This is a genomic window from Thermosphaera sp., from assembly GCF_059755995.1.
Map to the genome: position 1 here is coordinate 1 of NZ_DBOUKL010000066.1, position 22,674 is coordinate 22,674.

The window sequence follows — 22,674 nt, forward strand, 5'->3', positions numbered from 1 at the left end:
ATGGGACACTGCAGAACCCGCACCCGGGTGGAATGCTCGCAGGGCATTCAAGCCTTTCAGCCAGCGATCCAACCCTACACTTAAAGCACTCTAAGCATCCAAGGTTTTTTAAGAGAGGCCTATGGTAGTTGCTGCACCCCCTAACCACTTCAACGTATATGCGAAACACTGAGGGGGGTTTGTAAGATTTGTCCACCATGGTCCAAGGTTTCACAATATTTAGCAACTCCTCGGGGGTGTGCACATGTGGGCCGGTGGCCACGACCTGCCCCTTCTCCCTGTAAACTAGTGCGGGTACTTCGCTAATCTCGCAGGATTCTTCGACGATGCATTCGACGAATTTTTGCAGGGGTATCTCGGCCTCCCCAATTATCAGGTAGTCTGCTTCTCTGTAAAGCCTCAGTATATCTGCTCCCTCGCTACTGACAGGACCTCCGAGGACTATTTTACCCTTGAACCCTTTCCTTCGCAGTTTTGAGACAAGCTTCTTGGCAGCTACCTTGTCGCTAGTCATTGCTGAGACCATTACGAATTTGTAATCGAGATAGCTTGAAGGATTCCTGTAAACCTCCTCGTACGGTTTAAGAAGCGTTTCATATTTCTCGGCAAGGAGGCCTGCAACAACCCTTGGCCCGGAGCCGACGACGTCAAAGGTAGAGTACCTGCTCCCCTCAGCCCTTGCCAATGCGTCAACCACTAGAAACCTCGGCAAGCTTCATCACTTTGAAAAATGGTATTCTTAAATACCCTCAAATAAATTAGTAGAAAACGGGGAGATAGATGAGCGCGGTAGAAAACAGCTCGCTGGCAGAGCTGACAGCGGTCGAGTATTTAGTCAATTTTTCGAGAATCGTGGAAGAGGCTGCGAGGCTGATAGACTCACTTGTCAACGCTTATGTTGATGGAAACGATGTCCACAAGCTGTATGAGAGGTTTATTGAAGTGAAAACAAAGGCCGAGGAGACGAAGACCATAGTAATGGAGTATCTTGTTAAGAGTAGCGAGGTAATGAGGTACTCTAGAAGCTATATTGAGGTAGTGTATGATTTTGAAAAAATAATCCAGCACCTCGACGGTGTAGCATACAGGATTGTCCTGTTGAAAGATAATAATGTGCAATTAGACAGGGAGCTTGTGTCAACGATAAGAGTTATGACTAACATCATCAGGAAGCAGAGGGATTCACTAGAGCTGGCTCTTTCAAAGCTGACAACGGCTCCGAGGAAAATAATGAGCGATCTTAACGAGATAGTCAAGCTGGAAGAGGAAGCAGACGACTTGTTCAGGAGGATAACATTCCACGTGTATTCGAAACTAGCTAACAACTTGACAGGCTTAATGGTGTTGAAAGATATTATAGAGTACCTTGAAGACGTCTGCGACGATTTCAGAAACATCGGTGAGGAAGTACGGTACTTAGCCCTGGTGAGAGGGATTTAGAAGCGGGAGAGTGCAAAGGATTCCTTTTACATAATAGAGCCGTTGTTCTTGACTACAAATGTGCTAATGAACTCTACTGGGACGGTTATTTCGGCTCCTTCCTAGGCGTCGTCAAACCTAGGGAGAGGAATATTTCCAGCCCCCTGGAGCTCTCGCTGATAGAAGCCGCCTATCTTGTTGAAGCAGGGAGGATAAGAATCCTTTACTCGAATAGGGAGGTAGGCTTCAGCGAGCTTTGCGAATGGGGTAGGGAGAGGATAAAAAGATTTCCAGAGCTCTATGCTGTATTCAAAGACTTGAGGACCAGGGGCTTCGTGGTGAGGAGAGGGTTGAAGTTCGGCTGTGACTACCTAGCTTACAAGCTTGGCCCAGGAATAGACCATGCACCTTTCGGCGTTCAGGTTTACAGGGGTGGGGAGGAAATAGATCCTATAGAGCTGGTGAGAATGGGGCGGTTGCTTCACTCGGTTAGGAAGAAGCTGGTAGTGGCTGTGGTGGAGAATGGCGGAGTTCAATATTATGAGTTCGCCTGGTGGAAACCCTAGCCTAATCTATTTAAACTTTTTTAGAAATATGATTTACTCAAGTCGGTTATAATCGGAAGGGCTGGTCTGAATAAGTTGCGAGAGGGGTATGCTACTTGAACAGCTACCATGGATACGAGAGAAGAGAAGGATACCATAGAGGGTATCACAAGCCCCGTGACGACTATCAGAAACAGCCATCCAGGAAGGATTACGAGCAGAGGGAGAGGGTTCTCCAGCCCCAGCCGCTTGGGGATCGCTGCAACCCGCTCTGCCCATTTTTCATATGCAACAAGGCAGCACTCTTCACGCTTAACAAGCCTTTCCGCGGAAAATACATGAGAGTAGCCTACTGCAGGCTTACAGGCGGAGAGTGCATAGGGAGCGAGTGCCAGTATTCTGGTTGCAAGATAAACGCGCTCCTGCCTGATGGAAGGTGTGCTAAGGCCTTGGAGAAGAAGACGAGGCATGTGAGTGACGAGGAGTTGTTCAGGGAGTTGCAGTCGATCGAGGACTATGATATCTCAGATTTTGCAAGGTAATTAACAAGGGTTTTTAAGGCTGTTCTAACCCGGGGTTTTCAGCTAGCTTTCCATCTACGATATATATCGTGCTCAACGCCGAGGGCGTCAAGGATTTTACCCACTATGAATGAGACCATGTCATCTATGCTTCTTGGTTGATGGTAGAACGCGGGCGAGGCTGGGAGGATAACAGCCCCTGCCATGCTGAGCCTGTACATGTTGCGCAAGTCCACCGGGGATAACGGGGTTTCCCGTGGCACAATAACCAGTTTACCTTTAAGCCTTAGAACAGATAATGCTACACGTAAGAGAAGGTTGTCCTGGACACCAGTTGCAAGCTTTGCCACAGTATTCATCGATGCTGGTACGATAACCATGTCAGCTCCCACAAGCCTGCTACTACTTGCAAGCGGGGATTCCAGCTCATCCTCGCTGTAAACTCCTTTCAACCCGCTAACGGTTCTTAGAAACTCTGAGAGCCGTAGTCCAGTCTCCTCTATGGAAACCTTCTCAGCCGCTATCGTGTAGACAACGTAAACGTTGCTGTACTTTCTACTCAACAGGTTGGTCAGCGAGACCAGTTTAACACTATATGGTATGCCGCTGGCCCCTGTGATGCCTATCACAAGCGTGCTCATGAGGTATCAATCCTGCGCGGGGTCATCACTCTATCAGACCTTTCGAGCCCTTTCATCACTTACTTGTTATGAGTATTGGAAAATATAAAATCACTCATACAGCTTAGGTTAATACGATGAAAAAGCCTAGTTGTTGCTTGAAAGGCGATGACTTTTGATTACACCGCGGGGAATACCTGTCAAGGTTTTAAACAAGCTCGTGGAAGAGCTTAATCAGAGAGGATTATATGCTGAAAGACACTCTTACAGTATAAGAATGATGTATCAGGGAAGGTTTGTCGCAAGCCTTCACCTATATCCAGGGTTCAACCAAGCCGTCCTGAGAGTGTATGGGGAGAGCGAGAGAATTAATAAAACAGTTGAAGAAGTGGTAGAAGAGCTGGTTAAGAAATACCTGGAAGGTTTAGAACTCAATGTCCAGGCAAAACCCCTATCTTTTTAATTCAAAATTAGTTAAAACTAATGGATGAGAAATATGTGCAGACTTCTCACTGCGTGGCTTGGAAAAGACGGCTTGGAAAAACTAGAGCTTATTATGGAGGCTTTCGTGAAAAGCAGTGAGCATGACAGGTATTTGGAGAAAGCCAGCGGTGGAAAATCATTATCGCACGATGATGGATGGGGGATAGCGGCTATAGGGTTGGTTGGAGGGAAGCCCAGCATCATCCAGCATAGATCGATTCGCCCTGTTTTCGACACTGAGAGCTTGAGAATGATTAATCTCATAGTGGGCAGGCTGAAACGATATGAGGAAGCCGTGCTGCTAATCCATTCTCGAAAAGCCTCCAGAAGCGAGCCCTACGGCGAGGAGTATTTGCACCCATTCATAACACTATTAGAGAATGGTGCCACATGGTTTGCTCACAACGGGGGAGCGGATAAGCTGAGGCTTGCCAGCCTCCTTGGAGTTTACCCATGGATCAGGGTTGACTCCGAGCTCCTAGGCTATTTCCTCATGGAAAAAATCGGAGACTGCCTGGGAGAGCAAGAGGCGCTTGACCAGTGCGTGGTTAAAGCTTATGATTCATCAAAAGAGTTCATACCATCCTGCAACGGGTTCAACACTGGATTAATGATGCTGCTCGGTAATAATCCCCACCTGTACCTAACCCACTGGGTTGGACAACCCTGCAGTGATCAAGTACTTCTCGACTACTACAAGATCGCCACGTTCAGGATTGCCGACTCCTTAGCCGCAGGCTCGATCACGATTTTAGACTATCTTCCACAGGACTCCTCGATAAGTGAGATCACAATTCTTGAGCCAGGCTTATATAAGGCTTCGAAAACCAGCTTCGTTAGGCTGAAGCCTTATTAACTGGATGTGACCACGATATGAAGGTTTACAGGATAGGCTTCCTAGTTAACCCGATAGCTGGGATGGGTGGAAGGGTTGGTCTCAAGGGAACTGATGGATACGCTTTTAAGCTCGCGCTGGAAAGGGGTGCTCAGCCGGAGTCTCCTCTGAGAGCGCTACAGTTTCTGAACGAGGTAAATGCTGAAGGATTTCAGATCTTAGCAGCACCGGGGATCATGGGAGCAGATATTGTTCGGAAAAGCAGGCACGCGAGCAGGCTGGCTGAAATCGTCGGAGAGATCGGCGAGGTCACTACAGCAGAGGATACGCGAAGGATTGCCAGGTTAATGTTGGAGAAAGGGATAGACCTCTTGGTTTTCGTTGGAGGTGATGGAACAGCCCGCGATGTTGCAGACGCGATTGATCAAGCAGTTCCGGTGATCGGCGTGCCGAGCGGGGTTAAAATGTATAGTAGCGTGTTCGCCGTGAACCCGAGGGCTGCTGCGGCCCTGCTCGAAGCCTTCCTGAAAGGTGAGGCAGCTATTGTTGAGAGAGAAGTTCTAGATATTGACGAGGAGGCATTCCGCAGGGATGAACTCGTCATCCGCCTCTACGGATATTTGAAAACCGTTTACCACCAGGAAATGACCCAGGGAGGGAAAACATTATTCTCGAGCATCGATGATGAGGAGAATAAAGAAGCCATAGCAAGGTACGTTGTCGAGAACATGTCCCAGGACACCGTGTATGTTCTAGGCCCCGGGTCAACTGTTAAAGCGATAGCAAGGGCTCTGGGGCTGGAGTACACTATGCTGGGAGTAGATGTCGTATTGAACGGGAAGCTACTCTACAAGGACGCGTGGGAAGCTCATTTGCTGAAACTTTTAAGGGACTATGGCAGGGTGAAAGTCATAGTAACCCCTATCGGCGGCCAAGGCTTCATATTTGGCAGAGGGAATCAGCAATTCTCCCCTAGGTTTCTCAGCGGGATTGATAAAAACGATATCATAATAGTTTCAACCGAGTCGAAAATAAGGAGTCTTGACCGTCTCCGGGTTGACACAGGGGACCCGGCGGTTGACCACCGTCTCAGAGGATATTACAGAGTTATTGTTGATTACAACAGGTATGTTGTTATGAAGGTTGTTTGATGGAAACCTTTTAATATTCTAATAAGCCATAATATCCAGGGATAGTGTTAACTAGGTGGAGGTCATGAGTAAGAACTATGAAACACTCGGCAACCTGAAACCAGGCAGCTTCATAATAATTGATGGAGAACCATGCAGGATAGTTGAAATCTCAAAGGCGAAGACAGGGAAGCATGGGAGCGCGAAGGCAAACGTAGTAGCGATCAGTCTTTTCACAGGGAACAAGAAAACGCTCGTTGCTCCAGCCGACTCGCAAGTAGAGGTTCCAATCATTGATAAGAGAGTTGGACAGATAATCGCGGACATGGGGGAGCAGTTCCAGTTAATGGATATGGAGAGTTTTGAAACTTTCGAAGTTGACAAGTCCAGTATTGAGGAGGATTTACGGGCTAAGCTGAAGCAGGGTAGTGAGGTAGAATACTGGGTCGTAATGGGTAAAAGATTGATAATAAGGTTGAGGTAGCAGAATACTATTTAAAAACTTCGTTGAAAAATGTTTTTACTCCAGATCCGGTATGAAGGGCGGTTTCTCAGACAAGCCTATAATCGGTATTGAAACACCCGGCTTAGGCTGCTTGGCGAATTCAAACCTCTCCTCACTTGTTGAAACCACCACGTAGTTTGCCTCAGAGAGCATCGGTTGCTCAGCAGGGTTCACAATATAGTAGTAAAATAATGGGAGACCGTAATACTTGTAATAATCCCTGAAAACACCTAGAATCCCGATCACGATCTTATCTTTCAGCCGGAACCTGATAATGTAGGTTAAAGCCTGAGGCGTGACCGTTGAGACAGCCAGCCTTACGAGATCGTTAATCGAGTTGACTTTAACCGGGAGAACCTTCTCTTCCATGATTCAACTCCAGTTTAAACAAATCCTTAAGGTAGCTAAATAACTTAGCTTTGACGTGTTCGGATAATTCATCCCGCGGTTTACTAGGCTCATCTCCTACAATTATCAGTGAAGGAGTTTCCTGTTCATACTTGACCACGATCTCTCCTTCTTTGGAAACAACTATTGAAGGAGTAACATGCTGGGTTTTTCCTTCCTCATCGACCACGAACCCGCCGGGTATGATTAGTTTCTGGTTGAAAATATAGGAGAGGGATTTGGCGATTTCAACCGTTTTCCCCATGTTTTGGAGGAGCGGAGAGGCTGAAAGAATGAGTGTGGAAGCCCCTAGGAGCCTGCACGCTCTATGTAGCTCGGGTATGAGGATTTCCTCGTCGTGCAAAACCCCGTAGGAAGAATTGCCCAGGTTGAAAACAGACAGGCTTCTTCCACGTGCAAACCCAAGCTTCTCCTCAACTGGAGATAGAAACATTTTTCTCTGGGAAAAAGGATTATTGTCCTCTGCGTGCGGTGTGTAGAGGAAGGTTGAATGATAGATTGCGTGCCCAGATACTTCTACAATGCCCGGCAGGAAAATATTTATTCCATACGTGTTAGAAGCGAATTTGAACACTTTCTGTACTAGATGCGTTTTCGAAACACCAAACCGTTTCTTCAACTCCTGCTTGCTGAGCTTTAAGGGGTTGTAGAAACCTATTACTGGGCCATGGGGCAGTGAGTAGGGAAGGATTATTGTCTTAATGTTCAACTCGTTAGCGTAGAATACAATCCTCCTTGCTTTCTCAATATTCATGTTTAACCCGTCAAGTACCACGGGTATATGAGCTATGCCTATCCTGGAGTGGCCAGTTTCCTCGGTATTTATGATTTCAAACCCGCTAGTCATACAGCATCACTGTTTTCTACCGCATTTCTCAGAATACTCCTCTTCTAAACTCTTGGTAACAGGATTATCAAGGATTTTCTCGCGTAGCTCGTCGTATAGTTTCTCGAGGATTTTCATATAGCTTATCCTCCCTTTCTCGATCATTTCCATATCTTCCTCAAGCCTTCTGGTGGTTTCAACGCTTACTACTTCTCCAAACTTCTCGTTCAGGAACTTATGGATAAACATACCCCTCTCTGTTGGTCTCAAAGCCTTATGTTTCTTGGTAACATCGACATACCTCCTATCCAGGAGGGTCTGAATAATCTTGGCATAGGTGCTAGGCCTCCCGATGCCATTTTCCTTCATCCACCTGATAACGTCGTGATACCTAGCCATAGGGGGCTTGATCTCCACTACTTCCTTAATCTCCCCCTCGCCCTCAGTGATCCTCGCCTCTATCCTTACATCCTGGTATACTTCAAGGTAGCCTTTTTCAACGATTTCAACAACTCTCTCCACAGCCGTTTCAACACTGTTAATCGTTACCGTGAGGATTTGCTTTCCAATCTTTGCAGGCTTCATCTGGCTGGCTATGAAACGCCTGAATATGAGGTCGTAAACCAGTATGTGCTGCCTTGTTAATCTTCCAGTGAGCACTATAACACCCTCCCTGACGAGCTCGGCAAGCCGGTCAGCATCTATAGGTCTTGTAGGACGTATCGCCTCGTGAGCGCCTCCCTCCCCCCATGTCCTAGGCTGGAAAACCTCCTTGTACTTCTCGCCAAACCTTTCCTCAAGATACTGTCTCGCCACTGTTAAGCCTGCTTCACTAACCCTTGTGCTATCAGTTCTATGGTAAGTTATCAAGCCCATTTCAAACAAGTCCTGTGCAATCTCCATAGTCCTTGTCGTCGCTAATCCAAGGCTTCTTGAAGCCTCCTCAAGGAGAGCATCAGTGCTGAATGGTGGGGGAGGATTCTTAACTTCCACGATCACTTCCTTCTCTTTTACCAACAAGCGCGGGTAATTCCTATCCTTTTTCCTTCTTTTCTCGGTGTTTTCCAGGATGCTTACTAACCCGGCGTTAACTGCTTGAACCCTGTCAATAGTGAACTGGATTTTTTCACCGTTTTTATCAGCAAGGATCCTGTACTTGTACAGGCTCTTATCCTCTTTCTCCTTATACCTTTTTATAATGTAACCGAGTACAGGTGTTTGCACTCTGCCAGCGCTGAGGTTTCTGTTCTCCCTGCAACAGTCATGTCCTTTATCTTGGAGGTTTTCAAAACAGTATGAGGCCCAGGCATACTTCTGCACTATCCCCGAGAGTGAGAACCCTATCCACCTATCTTCTACTCTTCTCACTATTTGTGCCCCAATCAGCCGTGTATCGAAAGATCTCGGATTCCTTATAGCCTCGAGAATTGCTTTACGAGTAACCTCATGAAACTCAACCCTTCTCACATCTCTCGCGTAAGGCTCCAGCAGGACTCTTAGATCCCACCCTATCTTCTCTCCCTCGGAATCCGGGTCTGTGCCTATCAGCACCAGGTCAACCTCCCTCGTCAACTCTTTCAACGCTCCCACAATGTCCGCCTTCCTCACCACCGTGCTTGTTCCACATCTCGGGCACTTATCGGCTTCATCCACGAACTGGTGGCCGTTAACACACTTCTTTATGTCGGTGTACACTGGGATGAATCTTGATTCAATCCGTCTGACACCGTAGTTTTCCTGTAGGTCGACGACAAGGTCGTAAACGTGTCCTGCGCTGGCAACGATTGTTAGCACGTAATCCCCTATGGTGACCTCGTAGGCCTGCAGGTTTCTTCCAAGGACTCTCACGCTAGGCTTGCCGAAGAAGTTTGCGATCGTTTTAGCCTTGTTCGGAGATTCAACGATGAGGAGGGCGGACTTGATCAGGTCTACCTGTCCCTCCGGGCGATACTCTCCTCGCAGGATTTTCCCAACAATCACCCTCTCCTGTTCTATCTCCGCGATCAGCTTTCCCAGCTCAAGCTCTCTGAGGTCGGTTATGGATAATCCCTCGAAAACCCATCTCAACCTCTTGCTCAGCCCGTTTAACAGCCTCCTGTCGTCGACAATGATTACAGACAAGCCTTTCGTTATCCCTCCAGGATACAGCCTGGAGCATCTTCCACTAGCCTGTATATAAGTTGCCACATCCGGGATTAACAAGTATTGCCTCCCGTTCTCTCTTAACAGTCCAACATCGCCCAGCCTCGACAGCTTCTTCCAGGTCTCCTCATCTCTCAACAACTCTCGGGCTATCTCATACGCTCTAACCAAGTCCTTTATCAAAGGGGTTTCCTCAACTAGCTCGCCTCTCAATTTTTTAGCAAAGTCTTCTCTCAACTTGAATAATGCTCCTTGGCTAATACGCTTCAACCTATTAGACAATCTTCCCGTCAGGGATTCCAACTCCTTCTTCGAATCCTCGGGCGCGATCTCCCTTAACACGGTGATAATTCTTAGCAGGTCGCTGGGTGAGATTTCCTCAAGGGTTGTGCTGAACTTGTGTCTTGGAACCCCTAGGAACACCACATATTTAACTCTTTCAGGAAGGTCTATTCCTCGAACCATCACCCCATAATAGGTTGCAACGCCGACAAGGCAGTTTAACTCGCCTCGGGCGAAATCGTTTAAAACATCTACTTTCTTCTTCGCATGGAATGATTCGGATTTCAAACCCCTGGTTCTAAGAAGCTCGGCAACCCTATCAGCGTATTCAACCCCCTTGTCAACGGGTACGAAAACCAGGAAGCCATCCTTCAACTTGCTAGCTATTTCGAGAAGAGCATTTTCCGGGTCATCTGCTTCCACGTAAGCATCCACGATGTTCCTAATAGCCTCAGGCTTTGAACCAGCTTCGAAATCCAGGAATACCTTGAACAGTTTAGGATATATTCCTCGGGGTCTCCCAGTCGCGCTGTTCACTACCAGGGTTGTCTTAATCCCTGATTTCACCCTGGCTACTCTCTTCTCCAGCTCTTCTATTTCAGCAGAAAGCTTCTCCTTTTCCTCACCAGTGGAGAACACGATTCTCTGGCGTAGTTTAATAAGGTTCAAGCCATCGTTTATTGCATCGTCTGTAACATTTACAAGGTTCAGGAGCTTTTTAACAGCCTTACCGCTCTTAAGCACCGCATCGACATCATCCATTATTATGAGGGCGAAATCCTTATTCTTCAAGAGTTCAAAATTCTTGTGGAAAAACGCGCTCGTCGATAAGAGTATGTCGAAATCCCCGTTCCTCACCCGCTCCATTAACTCTTCCCTAGATTTTTTATCACTCTTCCCATGAACCGCTAGGATTTTGAGACAGGACTTGTCTTCCGCCTCCTCACAGATCTTCAAGCCAGCGTTTACTGCGAACTGTTTTATCTTGGATTCAGCCTGGAGAAGTAGGGGAAGTGTTGGGAAGACAAGGTAGACGCGTCTCACACCTCCATTTGAAGAGGTTTTCGATGCAGTGTAGAGGGAGATGATTAAAGAGAAAACAGTCTTACCGGTCCCGGTTGGAGCTATTATGCTGAAAGACTTGTTCTTCAACACCCTCCTGGCCCATGTCTTCTGAGCACTCCACAGCTTATTACCCTTGGTAGCTTTCTCAAAGAACTCTTCGAAATCCTCAAGTGCTAGTTCCTCGTCAAGCAACTGCTTCAAGCCTCTAGGGTCTTTTAGGCCTTCGTAGTAAGCCTCTAATACACTCCTATAATCTCGAAGAGCTCCCTCCCTAATCCTTTTCAAAACTTTTTTGAAAGCGTCCTCGCTTAAGCACTTCTCGCAAGGGGCTTTGTAGAAAAGCCGGTGATCGCTTATCTCGCCCCCGCAGTTTGGACACGCGTGTCGGTAAAATCCGTAAGGATTAAGCAAATTACTCATGCTAAATCAATCCAATTTAAAAAGGATTGTGTAAAGGTTTTAAACTTTATTCTGAGACAAGGTAGTACCGCTTGGTCTTCAGCACCTTGTCAGGATAGACGATTATCCCCTTGTCCGTGATGTTGAAAATATGCCTCTTCATGCTGTGCGCGGTCCCCCTCATTTTCCAAATTATCATGCTTCTCACAAGCTCTCCATCAACCTCGTCAAGATCTAACCTCACAATACCGTCCGCGGCGTGCTCTACACCGGGTCCTCCAAACCCTCTCTCCGTTACGGATACCTGTGAAACAAGTATTGAAGTAGTCCCCATGCCTGATAAGACCTTTTTCAGCTGGAGAACAATGCTCCTAGCTACAGCGGGCCTTGTCAGGTAGAGTGTTGACACACTATCCACTACAACCCTTTGAGCATTAATCTCCTTAATAGCAGTTCTCAACACGTCAACAAGCTCGTTGACATCGTCAGGGTCTTTCAACACGTATTTCTCCTTCTTAGCAGCTTCCCCGACACCTCCGGTGAAGGCGTCGACAACGGCGAACTTCCCCTCGGCTTCAAACTGCCTCACATCCCAGCCGAACTGCCTCATGTTCACTCTTACCTGGACAGGATGTTCTTCCAAGGCAACGTATACTCCTCCCTCACCCAGGTGGAGGCCGTTCCACAGGAACTGTGTCCCGAAAATGGATTTACCTGTCCCCGGACCCCCGCTCAGTAATACCACGTTCCTCTTTGGTATACCCCCGTTTAAAATTTCATCGAAGCCAGGAATGCCTGTCTTAACTCTCTCAACCATTTGGATTCACTAAATAAATCCTAAGAGTTAAAATGTTATTTAAGCATTCAAAATATTAGCGTTACGGCAAGGTGTTTTACATGCCTTCACAAGGTAAGTCTGATAGAGAAATACGCTTACGCGTCGGCGAAGCTAGGCAGAGGGATGTTGGGAGGAAAATAGGCAGAATCGACACAGCCAGTATGAGAGCACTCGGGATAACCATAGGAGACTTCATAGAGGTTATCGGGCCCAAGGGAAGCGAGGTTGTAAAGGCTTGGAGGGCCTATCCTGAGGATGAGGATGCTGGTTTGATAAGGATTGATGGCTATGTTAGAAAAAGCATTGGGGTTTCGCCAGGAGACTACGTGACTGTTAGACCTGTAAAGGTTGAGGCTGCTACAAGGATCACGCTTGCCCCTGTGGGCAGGTTGCCGGTGATGGGTGATTTGTCAGAGTATGTTAGGGAGAGAATTATTGGCAACCCGGTGAAGAGGGGCGAGGTTGTTGAAATACCTATCTTCGGCATGGTTTTAAGGTTCGTGGTCACCAATACTCAGCCGGCTCCCATAGTCTACGTTACCGATAGGACATATATTGAAGTCAGGGAGGAGCCGGTTAGGCCCGAGGCTATTAGGGAGGGTGTCCCCAAGATAACCTGGGAGGACATAGGGGATTTAGAGGAGGCTAAGCAGAAGATAAGAGAGATTGTGGAGCTTCCTTTAAAGAATCCTGAGCTTTTCGAACACCTCGGCATAGAACCCCCTAAGGGGATCCTCCTCTACGGGCCCCCGGGCACCGGTAAGACCTTGCTGGCCAAGGCGCTTGCCAACGAGATTGGAGCCTACTTTACAACGATTAATGGCCCGGAGATAATGAGCAAGTTCTACGGGGAGTCCGAGGAGAGGTTGAGGAAGATTTTCGAAGAAGCAGAAGCCAACGCGCCCTCTGTCATATTCATTGATGAGATAGACAGCATTGCCCCTAAGAGGGAGGAGGTTACGGGCGAGGTTGAGAAAAGAGTTGTAGCCCAGCTTCTAACGTTGATGGATGGTTTGAAGGAGAGAGGTAGGGTAATAGTCATAGGCGCGACGAACAGGCCGGACGCCCTGGACCCGGCTTTGAGGAGACCGGGCAGGTTTGACAGGGAGATAGAGATCCCGCCTCCCGATAAAAAAGCTAGGAGAGAGATCCTGGCTGTTCACACGAGGAATATGCCGCTGAGCGAGGATGTAGACCTGGATAAGATAGCTGATATAACGCACGGATACACCGGTGCTGACATAGCGGCACTGGCGAAGGAGGCTGCTATTAGTGCCCTGAGAAGATTCATGCAGGAAGAGGGGATAGAGATCGGTCAACCCATACCCGCTGACAAGCTATCCAAGCTGAAGGTTACGATGAACGATTTCCTGACAGCGATGAAAAACGTGCAGCCCTCACTAATCAGGGAGGTGTTCGTGGAGGTTCCGGAGGTGAGGTGGGCGGATATTGGAGGGTTGGAAACCGTTAAGCAAGAGCTGAAAGAAGCTGTTGAATGGCCGATGAAGTATCCCTCCGTGTTTGAGAAAATGGGTATCGAGCCTCCGAAAGGAATATTGCTGTTTGGGCCTCCTGGCACAGGTAAAACACTGCTAGCAAAGGCCGTGGCCACCGAGAGCGGTGCTAACTTCATAACTGTTAGAGGACCCGAGGTCTTGAGCAAGTGGGTTGGCGAGTCGGAGAAGGCTATTAGACAAATATTCAGAAGGGCCAAGATGGTCGCGCCATCGGTAGTATTCTTCGACGAGATCGACTCGATAGCAGGGGCAAGAGGGTCAGACCCGAGCGGCGTCGTTGACAGGATTGTTAACCAGCTCCTCACAGAGATGGATGGTATTCAGCCGTTGAGGAAGGTAGTGGTGATAGCGGCGACGAACAGGCCGGATTTACTTGATCCAGCCCTTCTCCGCCCAGGCAGGTTTGACCGGCTAGTATATGTTCCACCGCCCGATCTCAGGGCCAGGGTTGAGATATTTAAAGTCCACACTAGGAAAACCCCTATAGCGGAGGACGTGAACATTGAAGAGCTTGCAAGGAGAACGGAGGGATACACAGGCGCGGACATAGCGGCAGTGTGCAGGGAGGCTGCAATGATGGCTATAAGGGAGTCCATCGGGGAGAGCGATAAGCCCTCCGTTAAGAAGGTGGAGATGCGGCATTTCATAGAAGCATTGAAGAAAGTGCCACCTTCACTCTCGAAGGAAGATATTGAAATGTATGAGAGGCTGGCAAGAGAGTTGAAGAGAGTGAGCGGGAGCGGCCCGGTGAGAAGAGTTTCCCTACCCTACGGGTAAAACCTTCTCTGGGTGCTTTCTGATTGCCGGAAAAGATCCCAGCATCTTTTTTAAAAATACTTACTAGTCATGGCAGGATCGTTGACCAGCTGGTTGAGAACAGGGTTAGGGCCCTATATGTTTTAACAGGCAGTGACACAGGTAAAATGGCTGCTGTCGCATCTAGACTCATACAATACCACTCGAAACGCTGGATGAGGCTGGGGAAGAGGGAGCTTAACGGGCTCTATATCTACCACGACGAGTTCCCTGAAGCGGAGGAGTTGAAGAAGGCTTTCGAGAAAATAATGGAGGGTTTTAAACCGGTTAGATTCCAGTTCAGCGTGTACGAGAAGAGCGATAAATACTTGGGAATGACCTTCAGCTTTCTCGTAATGGATTTAACCAAGGATTTGAAGCCGAACGATGTTGGCAGGCTTGTCGGAATTGTTGAAGGCGGGGGGCTTATAATATTTCTAGCCCCTCCATGGTCCTCGTGGGACGGGTTGAAAACCATTTTTAAAGTAGGTTTGACTACGCCCCAGTATCCTGAGCCGAGACATGTCTTCATAACCTGGTTTAAAAAACAGTTATTGAAACATGATGGGATATGCATATACGATGTTGACAACAATCGCTTAATTAAGAAGCTGAGCTTCAAGCTGGGTTCAGCAGGACGTAGAGAGGGCATAACACTGCCTGTGGAAATGCTGTTCCCCAAAATAATTTACGAACATGCTTTAACCCAGGATCAGGTTAATGTTTTAAAACTAATGGAGAACCTGTTCGAGAAGCCTAGGAAGAGTGAGAAGACGGTGATGGTTTTAACAGCTGACAGGGGGAGGGGAAAGAGCTGCTCTATAGGGATAGGAGTGGTCGGATTAATTCACCTGCTCAGGAGGGTTAAGCCTAAGCCGAGAATTCTCGTCACAGCGCCTGAGCCTAGCAATGTTCAATCACTAATGATGCTGGCTAGGAAAGCCCTGGACTCGCTGGACTACAAGTATGAGGAGGTTAAGCGTGAGGGAAACGTTATAGAGTTGAGGAGTGAAAAGTTCAGCATAGAGTATTGGGAGCCCATAAATATTCCGAAGATACGTGGAGACATTGTTGTGGTGGACGAGGCAGCCGGCATCCATGTACCCCTTTTATACAAGATATGGGAGGCTCATGACAGGATTATCTTCTCGTCAACAATACACGGGTATGAGGGAGCTGGAAGAGGCTTCACGGTAAGATTTTTGAAAAGGATAAGGAGTCACCAGGGCACTAGGCTCATAGAGTATGAAATGGTTGAGCCTATAAGGTATGGTTTGAACGACCCTGTTGAGAGGTGGCAGTTTGATACCCTCCTGCTTGATGCTGAGCCAGCTGAGCTTTCCCAGGAGGATCTTGAAGCAATTGAGAGAAAAGACCTCATATATGTGAAGTACGAGCCAGCCGAGCTATTTGAAAACGAGAAAGAGCTCAGGGAGCTCTTCGGCATATACGTGCTCGCCCACTACAGGAATGAGCCTGATGACCTCGGCATGATAGCGGATGCTCCACACCACCTTATCCGTGCTGTCAAAACTAAAACCGGTAAAATAGTTTGCGCTATGCAGGTTGCTGAGGAGGGCCCTATTGACGAGGCCACAGCGCAGGAGTTGTTGAAAGGCTCTAAAATACCGGGCAACATTATCCCCGATAGGTTTCTGAAACATATCCGAATAATTGATTTCGCCGCTACAAGGGGCTGGAGGATTGTGAGGATAGCAACCCATCCTAGCGTCCAGGGAAAAGGGATAGGGTCCTGGGCGCTTGGAAAACTGGTGGAGGAGGCTGGGGAGCGCGGGCTCGACTGGGTTGGCTCAGGGTTCGGCGTGAGCGAGGAGCTTCTACGCTTCTGGGTTAGGAACGGGTTTACACCTCTTCACATCAGCCCTGACAGAAACCCTGTGAGCGGTGAGTACACTATTCTAGTGTTGAAGCCTATCGCGGAAAGGGTTGGTGTAATGGTGGAACGAGGCAGAGAGGAGTTCAAGCATAAGCTTCTCAACAGCCTCCCGGTGAACTACAGGGAGATGGAGCCGGAGATTGCTCACATCCTCCTGTCCAGCAAGCCCTTCTACGATATCGACCTGAGCAGGCTCCTCACTCCGATACAGCTTGACAGGCTCTGGACGTACTGCCTCGGACCGATGACGTTTGAGGCTGCTGCTGACCTTATGTTCACTCTTGCTAGAACACACTGGCTTCTCCCGCCAGAGAAGAGGCCCAGGTTGACAAGACTTATGGAGTTGATCTTGATCACTAAGGGTCTCCAGGGCTTGACATGGGATGAAGCATCAAGTATTCTGAAATCCAGTCCCAAGCATCTTCAGAAGGAGGCTCACGACATAGCGTGCACGTACTTCTCTCACATTACAGGCATATCCAGGGAGGACTACAAGCCCGGTGTTAGAATTTAGCAATCTCCCACATATTTAGCCTTCAAGCAATAGTTATTTTACCTTATCATTGAAGATATTTAATTGTGGGACTCATGAGTTCTCCAGGTAGATCAGTTAAAATATCCATTATAGGAGCAGGCTCTGCAGTATGGTCCACAAGGGTTCTTGTTGACATCATGTTGAAGAAAACTCTACAGGGTGCTAAAGTATTTTTAATGGATATTGACGAGGAAAGGTTGAAACTGGTTTACGCTTTTGCGAAAAGATATGCTGGAGAGATACACGCCGACATAGAGTTCCACGCGACCACTAACCGTGTCGAGGCTATAAGGGACTCGGATTTCGTAATCAACAGTGCAATGGCCAAGGGGCACAGGTACTATGAAATGCTGAGGGAGGCTACCGAGAGGAAGGGGTACTACAGGGGGATAAACAGTGTCGAGTGGAACATGGTAAGCGACTACCATACCATATGGGGTTATCATCAGTTCAAGCTCGCGCTGGGCATTGCAAGGGATATTGAGGAGTATGCGCCGGATGCATGGCTTATCAATGTCGCGAACCCTGTTTTCGAGCTGACCACGTTGCTAAGCAGGATTACCAAGGTAAAGAATATAGGTATTTGCCATGGGCACATGGAGTTCTGGAATATTGTTAGAGAGCTGCGCCTTGACCCTTCAAAGGTTGAAGCAGAGATGACAGGGTTCAATCATGTAATTTGGCTTACAAAGTTTAGATACAACGGTCTCAACGGTTACGAGTTAATAGACAAGTGGATAAAGGAGGATGCTGAGAGGTACTGGGAGAGGTGGCGGGCAACCACCAGCAACCCCTTTGACATTCAGCTCTCGCCTGCCGCGGTCGACATGTACTTGAGGTATGGAATGTTCCCGATAGGAGACACGGTCAGGGGTGGTACCTGGAAATATCACTGGAATCTTGAGACGAAAAAGAGATGGTATGGACCCTACGGCGGACCCGACTCGGAGATAGGGTGGGCACTCTATACAACTTACCTTGCATATCAAATGGAGATGATTAAGGGCTTCATGCAGGCTGAGAATGCTCCATTGACAATGCTCATTCCTCCAAAACCCAGCGGTGAGCAAGTAATCGATATCGTAGAGTCTATAGTGGCTGATATACCGAGAAAATATCAAGTCAACATTTTGAACAATGGTTTGATACCTGGGTTACCCGATAGTGTAGCCGTGGAGGTTCCAGCAGTAATAGATGCCAGAGGTGTGAAAAGAATCAGCGTCACCCCGCCGAGCAATAAAGTCTTGAAACAAGTGCTGTTGCCGAGAATGATGAGGATGGAGTGGGCTCTTCAAGCGTTCCTTGAACCGAGCAGGGATGTCTTGCTGGAGTGGTTGATGTATGATGTGAGAACCAGGTCTGTTTCTCAGGCCGAGGAAGCAATAGACGCTATGTTGAAACTACCCGGCAATGAGGAGATGGCTGAGGTGTTCAAGTAGTTTCGGCGTTAAAATTCTTCTCATTTATATATTTTTCCCTAATCAATCATGCTATCGATCCTGTAAGGGTTAAATAGGTATGGGACACTGTATCAGGTTCCTAGCCCATAAGCAGTCTCCGCAGGATGGTTGATTAGCCCAGCAGTCTACATCGCTAGACCTTACAAAGTCACATGAATCCCTTAGCCAGCAATCCGTGCACGACGGGTAGTAGTAGTTTCGAGTGATAAACCTGAACCTCGTGTATTCCCTGCTCATCCAGATCTCATCTAAACCCTTATCCTTCACATTGCCGAAGGAGTAATGGTTGATCTGCTTCTCTCTCCCGAAGACATATTCTTTATAGCTGTGGAGGAAACGGTAGCACGGTGATACCTCACCATCCCATCTTACAACCGTTGACCGTGCCTCATCGAAAAAGCATCTTCTCTCAGTTTTCAAACTGAATAATGAAAGCCTGAGCCTCACGCCCCTTGAGGCTAACCTCTCCAGCTCCTCAACCACGGGCTCCATGTTCACCGAGCCATCGTAAACAATCATGTCTCGCGCAGAATGATGAACCGGTATCAGGTTTGAAACAAGAACCTCGTCTACCCCATGATTCTTCAACAATTTCACAAGGTCTGGAAGATACTTATAGTTATGCTTAGTAACAACTACTTGAACTCCTAGAAAAGGCTTTTCAGACCTGTGTTCAGCCCTCCACTCTGCAATATTTTTAATTCTTTCCAGCACGACACTAGATGATGCGTGTTGGAGATGGGTCTCTAAAAAAGGCATGTAGTCCACTGAGAAGTAGATTCCGGTTAACCCCATCTCAACCAGTTCCAACATTTCGGAAGAATTTAGGAATAATCTATTAGTGGTTACGTATGTTTTGAAACCCATTCCACTCGCTCTCCCGATCATCTCGCTAATCCGAGGGTGAACTGTCGGCTCACCTATCCCTCCGAAAACAATTGCCTCCAGCCTCGGAAACTTTGCGGCTTCTCCAAGTACTTTCTCGAACAAATCCCACTCCATATCCCCTTCCCGATCCGTCCAGTGCTGTTTAAAGCACATCTCGCACCTCAGGTTACACCTTGTCGTGGGCTCTATGAAGAGGATTCTTAAATCAAGCCTCGGCCTCACCACGAACTCTCCATCATAGGCTGGGAAGACATAACTGGTTTCCTCCGCCCCAGGCTTAGCCGACACTCCTAGCCTCCTCCAGCTGGCGGGAAGATTGAGACTACATCTCCATCTTTGAGGCTTGTTTCAAACCCATTCAAATGCTCAATGTTCAACCCGTTTACGAGAATAGTGTATCCTCCCTCTAATTGTTTCTTGAAACCAGGGTACTGCTCGTCGAGGACGTCTAATAGCTCCTTAACAGTATCCGCTTTCTCAACGTACAGCCTTCTCTTCCCTACGAGATCGATGAGTGTTGCGAAAACCTTGACTTCTATGGGCATTGAGAACACCTTTTGGATAAGGGTTTTGTGAAAAAAGGGTTAAAAACTAAGCGAACTCTTCAAGTCCCAGCTCTTTGAGTTTTTCATAGGGTATTGTCCCGTCCTCGCCCCAGCCTCTGAGCTTGTAGTACCTCGGCAACATTTCTTTCAGCCTTACAACCCTGCCCTTGTTTGGCCCGCTTGGAACAGGCTCCTCTAAAAGCCGCTTCGGGAGAGTGTCCTCCTCAAGCGGTTTTAAGCCTGCCTTAAGGTTGAAAAGCCTTTCAGCGTTCCATATTCTCTCTCCAATCTTCAAGTAATCCTCGGTGGTGTAATCCCATCCAAGAGCGGCGTTCAATAAGTCCCTGTAGTCATCTGCCCACAAGCCGAACGTGCTGAACAAGCACAAGCCCGACGAGTCTATGACTGCTGTCAGGTGTTGGAAGAGTATTAGCATGTTGATCTTCTCGTCGCTTATGTCGTGGGGATCCATCTTCTTCGGGTAGCCAAGTATCTCGGGGCTTATCATGTAGTTCTTAATGTGGCAGCCTCCACGATTGTTAGTAGCGTATCCCAGGCCATGTCCCTCCGCACCCCTTGGGTCGTAAGCCGGTAGCTCCAGCTTCTTAACCCCCATGAAGTATTGTTCCCCGTTGAAGTGTTTAGCCAGCCTGTAGCCTCCCTCCGCCAGGAGGTTGCCGAAGCCCTCTCTCTTAGCAATTTTCTCAATATAGTAGTGGAGAACCTCGGTGTTTCCGAAGCGTGGAGGTGGGAAATCGCCAAGGTCTTCATCCTTTATAAGTTTCCTCTCGTAAAGCTCCATGGCTGTTGCCAATGTCCCGCCAAGAGAAATAGTGTCGAAGCCGTATTCATCAGCCATGTGGTTTGCTTCAATGATCGTTGCCAAGTCGTTAATACCCATGTTCGAGCCTAACGCCCATATACTCTCATACTCAGGCCCCTCGGTTTCGCCAATCGTGGGCAACTTGTTAACTCTTGCACACCCTATTGGGCAGGCGTAGCACGGCTTATTCTTAACCAAGTATTTCTTAACCATCGCCTCACCGCTCTGCTCATAGGCATACTGGAACTGTGATTCCTGGAAGTTCTTATACGGATAGAGACCGTTTTCATTGATGATGTTAACCAGCACAGATGTCCCAAACTTCGGGAGCCCTCCACCCCCAACCGGGTCATTCCTGATCTTGTTAACCTTCTCCCTCACAACGAGCATGAATTTCTCAGGGTCTGCAACTCTCACTGTTTTACTTCCTCTCACAGCGATTGCTTTAAGCTTCTTGAACCCCATCACAGCTCCCACGCCAGCTCTACCTGCTGCTCTGTGACCATCGTTCATCACGGCTGCAAACCTGACAAGCTTCTCTCCCGCCGGTCCAACCCCCAGCACCTTGATGTGTGGGTCATTATGTTGCCTCCTAATCCAGGACTCCGTCTCAGACATCTTCAAGCCCCAGAGGGGGGTGGCGTCTTTAAGCTCTACGTGGTCGTCGTGAATAAATAGGTAGTAGGGTTTGTCGGAAGCACCCTCTACGATGATTGCGTCGTAGCCTGCCCTCTTCAACTCGGCTGCCCAGTAACCGCCCGAGTTGCTGAAGGCGATGTACCCTGTGAGCGGGCTCTTAGTGATCACGTTATACCTGGAAGCGGTCGGAGCAGAGGTTCCCGTTAAGGGCCCAGCAGATATCACTAGCTTGTTCTCAGCTGAAAGAGGCTCAACTCCGGGATCCATCTCCTTGAGCAACAGGTATATCCCTAACCCCCTGCTGCCAATCCACTTCCTCGCTACATCCTCTCCCCATTCTTAAACCTTGATGTTTCCGGAGGACATGTCTACTCGAATGATTTTTCCCCAGTTACCGAACAAGTTATCCACCATTTCTAAATTCTTCAAACAAATATATAAAGCAATGTACCAATGTCCCACTAATGTAATATAATCTTATCTAAAACTCTTTGCCTTGTTGAAAACTCCACCCTTTCCATATCATACTACTTAGTAATAGTTGCCGAGCAACCACTCATTCCCTACATATACGTTCTTTAAACCCTTGTTCACGGCTTCTTCATAAGCTTTCATGGCATGCCTCGTGCTTGTGGGAGGAAGATCCCTGAGCAGGTGGTTGGGGTGGAATGCCAGCAGGATTAAGGGTGTTTCAGGGTTTAGCGAGGAAACATATTCTGCAACGTTCGCTACCTCTACCTCGTCCACGTACCCTGGAACCAGTAGCATGCTGACAACAAGTATTGGTATTTCCCTTCTCTCATTCCAAACCTCTAATGCGGTCTTAACATTTGTTTTCAAATACTCGAGAGCTTTTACTCCATCCACGCCTGTTAAAGCCTCGTAAATCCAAGGGTTCCAAGCCTTCCAATCAACCTTTACAATGCCGCCGGATTCCAAGCTGAGCTTCACCATCTCCTTGAATAAAGAGGGGTGGACGAGTCCATTGGTCTCCCAGCAGATTCTTTTAACAAAGCTTCTTTCACGAGCTTCCTTTAAAAGCTGTCGTGAAAACTTGAGAGCGAACACTACGTGAGGCCCTGGGTCGCCGCCGAAGAAGCATACGCAGGTCACCTTGCTGTTCAAGCCTGCTCGTAGAAGCTCATCCACACTGAAAACAGGCCGCTTCCTTGATTCAGGCTCGGCAACCATGTCTTTATGCTCCCAGTTCTGGCAGAACAAGCAGTCTAGGCTGCATCCTGCGAAGAAAACTGCAAGGTTGTGAAATCCGCGTTCAACCCTGGGGTTTACAGCATACTTGGGATAACCCTTTCCGGTTGCGGCTGGGCAGACTGGTGTGGCAACGCAGTTCGTGGGTAAGGGGTCGAAATAATAGTAACCTATGGAAGCATCCACGCCCGCTACGGTTTTCAATAACCCTTTCTCGGAAACCCAGATCCCGCAGAACCCCTTCCCCGACTCAGGTATCACGCAATTGTTGACGCAGATACTGCATCTAACCCCTTCCTCAGCTCGCGGAGGCGTCACCGGTAACCCTAGCCCTGCCCTATACTTGGC

18 protein-coding genes and 2 pseudogenes are annotated in these 22,674 nt (G+C 48.1%); 10 read left to right on the forward strand and 10 right to left on the reverse strand.

Annotated elements, in window-relative coordinates:
- On the reverse strand, window positions 1-712 hold a 712-nt coding region (locus AC3OH0_RS06435; protein ID WP_498345195.1), incomplete at its 3' end, for a radical SAM protein.
- 68 nt (window positions 713-780) lie between these two features.
- On the opposite strand from AC3OH0_RS06435, the gene AC3OH0_RS06440 reads away from it, so the two are divergent.
- The 3 genes and pseudogenes from AC3OH0_RS06440 to AC3OH0_RS06450 all read left to right on the forward strand — a co-directional run bounded on the left by AC3OH0_RS06440 (window position 781) and on the right by AC3OH0_RS06450 (window position 2,506).
- Window positions 781-1,440 carry a DUF47 domain-containing protein gene (locus tag AC3OH0_RS06440; protein WP_193436808.1) on the forward strand — a complete coding sequence of 220 codons (660 nt, stop codon included), beginning with the start codon at window positions 781-783 and terminating at the stop codon, window positions 1,438-1,440.
- 26 nt (window positions 1,441-1,466) lie between these two features.
- Window positions 1,467-1,985: pseudogene (endA, locus tag AC3OH0_RS06445) on the forward strand (tRNA-intron lyase); the annotation flags it as partial.
- 95 nt (window positions 1,986-2,080) lie between these two features.
- Window positions 2,081-2,506: a hypothetical protein gene (locus AC3OH0_RS06450; RefSeq protein ID WP_193436809.1), complete on the forward strand. Its 426-nt coding sequence runs from the start codon at window positions 2,081-2,083 to the stop codon at window positions 2,504-2,506.
- 38 nt (window positions 2,507-2,544) lie between these two features.
- On the opposite strand, the gene AC3OH0_RS06455 is transcribed toward AC3OH0_RS06450, so the two are convergent.
- Entirely contained in the window at window positions 2,545-3,126 is a 582-nt protein-coding gene (locus AC3OH0_RS06455) for a UbiX family flavin prenyltransferase (RefSeq protein WP_193436810.1), read from the reverse strand.
- A 154-nt stretch (window positions 3,127-3,280) separates the two neighbouring features.
- Between AC3OH0_RS06455 and AC3OH0_RS06460 the strand changes: the two genes are divergently transcribed.
- The 4 genes from AC3OH0_RS06460 (at window position 3,281) to AC3OH0_RS06475 (ending at window position 6,037) form a co-directional block, all read left to right on the forward strand.
- Window positions 3,281-3,568 (forward strand): hypothetical protein, encoded by a 288-nt coding sequence (locus AC3OH0_RS06460; RefSeq protein ID WP_498345196.1) that lies wholly within the window; start codon window positions 3,281-3,283, stop codon window positions 3,566-3,568.
- A 33-nt stretch (window positions 3,569-3,601) separates the two neighbouring features.
- Window positions 3,602-4,444, forward strand: coding sequence for a class II glutamine amidotransferase (locus AC3OH0_RS06465; protein WP_498345197.1), 843 nt, complete (start codon window positions 3,602-3,604; stop codon window positions 4,442-4,444).
- Window positions 4,445-4,461: 17 nt separating this feature from the next.
- Window positions 4,462-5,574: an ATP-NAD kinase family protein gene (locus AC3OH0_RS06470; RefSeq protein WP_498345198.1), complete on the forward strand. Its 1,113-nt coding sequence runs from the start codon at window positions 4,462-4,464 to the stop codon at window positions 5,572-5,574.
- 64 nt (window positions 5,575-5,638) lie between these two features.
- Window positions 5,639-6,037 (forward strand): translation initiation factor IF-5A, encoded by a 399-nt coding sequence (locus AC3OH0_RS06475; protein WP_193436813.1) that lies wholly within the window; start codon window positions 5,639-5,641, stop codon window positions 6,035-6,037.
- A 36-nt stretch (window positions 6,038-6,073) separates the two neighbouring features.
- Here the strand turns inward: AC3OH0_RS06475 and AC3OH0_RS06480 are convergent, their stop codons facing one another.
- The 4 genes from AC3OH0_RS06480 to AC3OH0_RS06495 are packed head-to-tail and all read right to left on the reverse strand — an operon-like array spanning window position 6,074 to window position 11,997.
- Window positions 6,074-6,427 (reverse strand): hypothetical protein, encoded by a 354-nt coding sequence (locus AC3OH0_RS06480; protein ID WP_498345199.1) that lies wholly within the window; start codon window positions 6,425-6,427, stop codon window positions 6,074-6,076.
- Window positions 6,402-7,313 (reverse strand): carbon-nitrogen hydrolase family protein, encoded by a 912-nt coding sequence (locus AC3OH0_RS06485; RefSeq protein ID WP_498345200.1) that lies wholly within the window; start codon window positions 7,311-7,313, stop codon window positions 6,402-6,404. The genes AC3OH0_RS06480 and AC3OH0_RS06485 overlap by 26 nt, the downstream gene beginning before the upstream one ends.
- A 6-nt stretch (window positions 7,314-7,319) precedes the next feature.
- On the reverse strand, window positions 7,320-11,201 hold the full coding sequence (gene rgy, locus AC3OH0_RS06490) for a reverse gyrase (RefSeq protein WP_498345201.1): 3,882 nt from the start codon (window positions 11,199-11,201) through the stop codon (window positions 7,320-7,322).
- Window positions 11,202-11,247: 46 nt separating this feature from the next.
- On the reverse strand, window positions 11,248-11,997 hold the full coding sequence (locus AC3OH0_RS06495) for a KaiC domain-containing protein (protein WP_193436817.1): 750 nt from the start codon (window positions 11,995-11,997) through the stop codon (window positions 11,248-11,250).
- Between the two features lie 80 nt (window positions 11,998-12,077).
- Here AC3OH0_RS06495 and AC3OH0_RS06500 point away from each other — a divergent pair, with 80 nt between their 5' ends.
- The 3 genes from AC3OH0_RS06500 to AC3OH0_RS06510 all read left to right on the forward strand — a co-directional run bounded on the left by AC3OH0_RS06500 (window position 12,078) and on the right by AC3OH0_RS06510 (window position 18,201).
- The gene (locus AC3OH0_RS06500) at window positions 12,078-14,312 is read left to right on the forward strand and encodes a CDC48 family AAA ATPase (protein WP_193436818.1); all 2,235 of its coding nucleotides are present in this window, start codon (window positions 12,078-12,080) and stop codon (window positions 14,310-14,312) included.
- A 23-nt stretch (window positions 14,313-14,335) separates the two neighbouring features.
- On the forward strand, window positions 14,336-16,741 hold the full coding sequence (locus AC3OH0_RS06505; protein WP_498345202.1) for a tRNA(Met) cytidine acetyltransferase TmcA: 2,406 nt from the start codon (window positions 14,336-14,338) through the stop codon (window positions 16,739-16,741).
- A 74-nt stretch (window positions 16,742-16,815) separates the two neighbouring features.
- Window positions 16,816-18,201: a family 4 glycosyl hydrolase gene (locus AC3OH0_RS06510; RefSeq protein ID WP_498345203.1), complete on the forward strand. Its 1,386-nt coding sequence runs from the start codon at window positions 16,816-16,818 to the stop codon at window positions 18,199-18,201.
- Between the two features lie 69 nt (window positions 18,202-18,270).
- Here the strand turns inward: AC3OH0_RS06510 and AC3OH0_RS06515 are convergent, their stop codons facing one another.
- The 4 genes and pseudogenes from AC3OH0_RS06515 to AC3OH0_RS06530 form a co-directional block, all read right to left on the reverse strand.
- On the reverse strand, window positions 18,271-19,398 hold the full coding sequence (locus tag AC3OH0_RS06515; RefSeq protein WP_498345204.1) for a tungsten cofactor oxidoreductase radical SAM maturase: 1,128 nt from the start codon (window positions 19,396-19,398) through the stop codon (window positions 18,271-18,273).
- Window positions 19,399-19,400: 2 nt separating this feature from the next.
- Window positions 19,401-19,655, reverse strand: coding sequence for a MoaD/ThiS family protein (locus tag AC3OH0_RS06520; protein ID WP_193436822.1), 255 nt, complete (start codon window positions 19,653-19,655; stop codon window positions 19,401-19,403).
- 46 nt (window positions 19,656-19,701) lie between these two features.
- Window positions 19,702-21,519: pseudogene (locus AC3OH0_RS06525) on the reverse strand (aldehyde ferredoxin oxidoreductase family protein).
- Window positions 21,520-21,648: 129 nt separating this feature from the next.
- Window positions 21,649-22,674 (reverse strand): radical SAM protein (locus tag AC3OH0_RS06530; RefSeq protein ID WP_498345205.1); only part of this gene is annotated, 1,026 nt, incomplete at its 5' end.

Excerpts from the sequence above, each read along its gene's own strand:
- AC3OH0_RS06440 (WP_193436808.1), top strand. The coding sequence starts at position 781 with ATGAGCGCGGTAGAAAACAGCTCGCTGGCAGAGCTGACAGCGGTCGAG.
- AC3OH0_RS06455 (WP_193436810.1), bottom strand. The coding sequence starts at position 3,126 with ATGAGCACGCTTGTGATAGGCATCACAGGGGCCAGCGGCATACCATAT.
- AC3OH0_RS06465 (WP_498345197.1), top strand. The coding sequence starts at position 3,602 with ATGTGCAGACTTCTCACTGCGTGGCTTGGAAAAGACGGCTTGGAAAAA.
- AC3OH0_RS06470 (WP_498345198.1), top strand. The coding sequence starts at position 4,462 with ATGAAGGTTTACAGGATAGGCTTCCTAGTTAACCCGATAGCTGGGATG.
- AC3OH0_RS06475 (WP_193436813.1), top strand. The coding sequence starts at position 5,639 with ATGAGTAAGAACTATGAAACACTCGGCAACCTGAAACCAGGCAGCTTC.
- AC3OH0_RS06480 (WP_498345199.1), bottom strand. The coding sequence starts at position 6,427 with ATGGAAGAGAAGGTTCTCCCGGTTAAAGTCAACTCGATTAACGATCTC.
- AC3OH0_RS06485 (WP_498345200.1), bottom strand. The coding sequence starts at position 7,313 with ATGACTAGCGGGTTTGAAATCATAAATACCGAGGAAACTGGCCACTCC.
- rgy (WP_498345201.1), bottom strand. The coding sequence starts at position 11,201 with ATGAGTAATTTGCTTAATCCTTACGGATTTTACCGACACGCGTGTCCA.
- AC3OH0_RS06495 (WP_193436817.1), bottom strand. The coding sequence starts at position 11,997 with ATGGTTGAGAGAGTTAAGACAGGCATTCCTGGCTTCGATGAAATTTTA.
- AC3OH0_RS06500 (WP_193436818.1), top strand. The coding sequence starts at position 12,078 with ATGCCTTCACAAGGTAAGTCTGATAGAGAAATACGCTTACGCGTCGGC.
- AC3OH0_RS06510 (WP_498345203.1), top strand. The coding sequence starts at position 16,816 with ATGAGTTCTCCAGGTAGATCAGTTAAAATATCCATTATAGGAGCAGGC.
- AC3OH0_RS06520 (WP_193436822.1), bottom strand. The coding sequence starts at position 19,655 with ATGCCCATAGAAGTCAAGGTTTTCGCAACACTCATCGATCTCGTAGGG.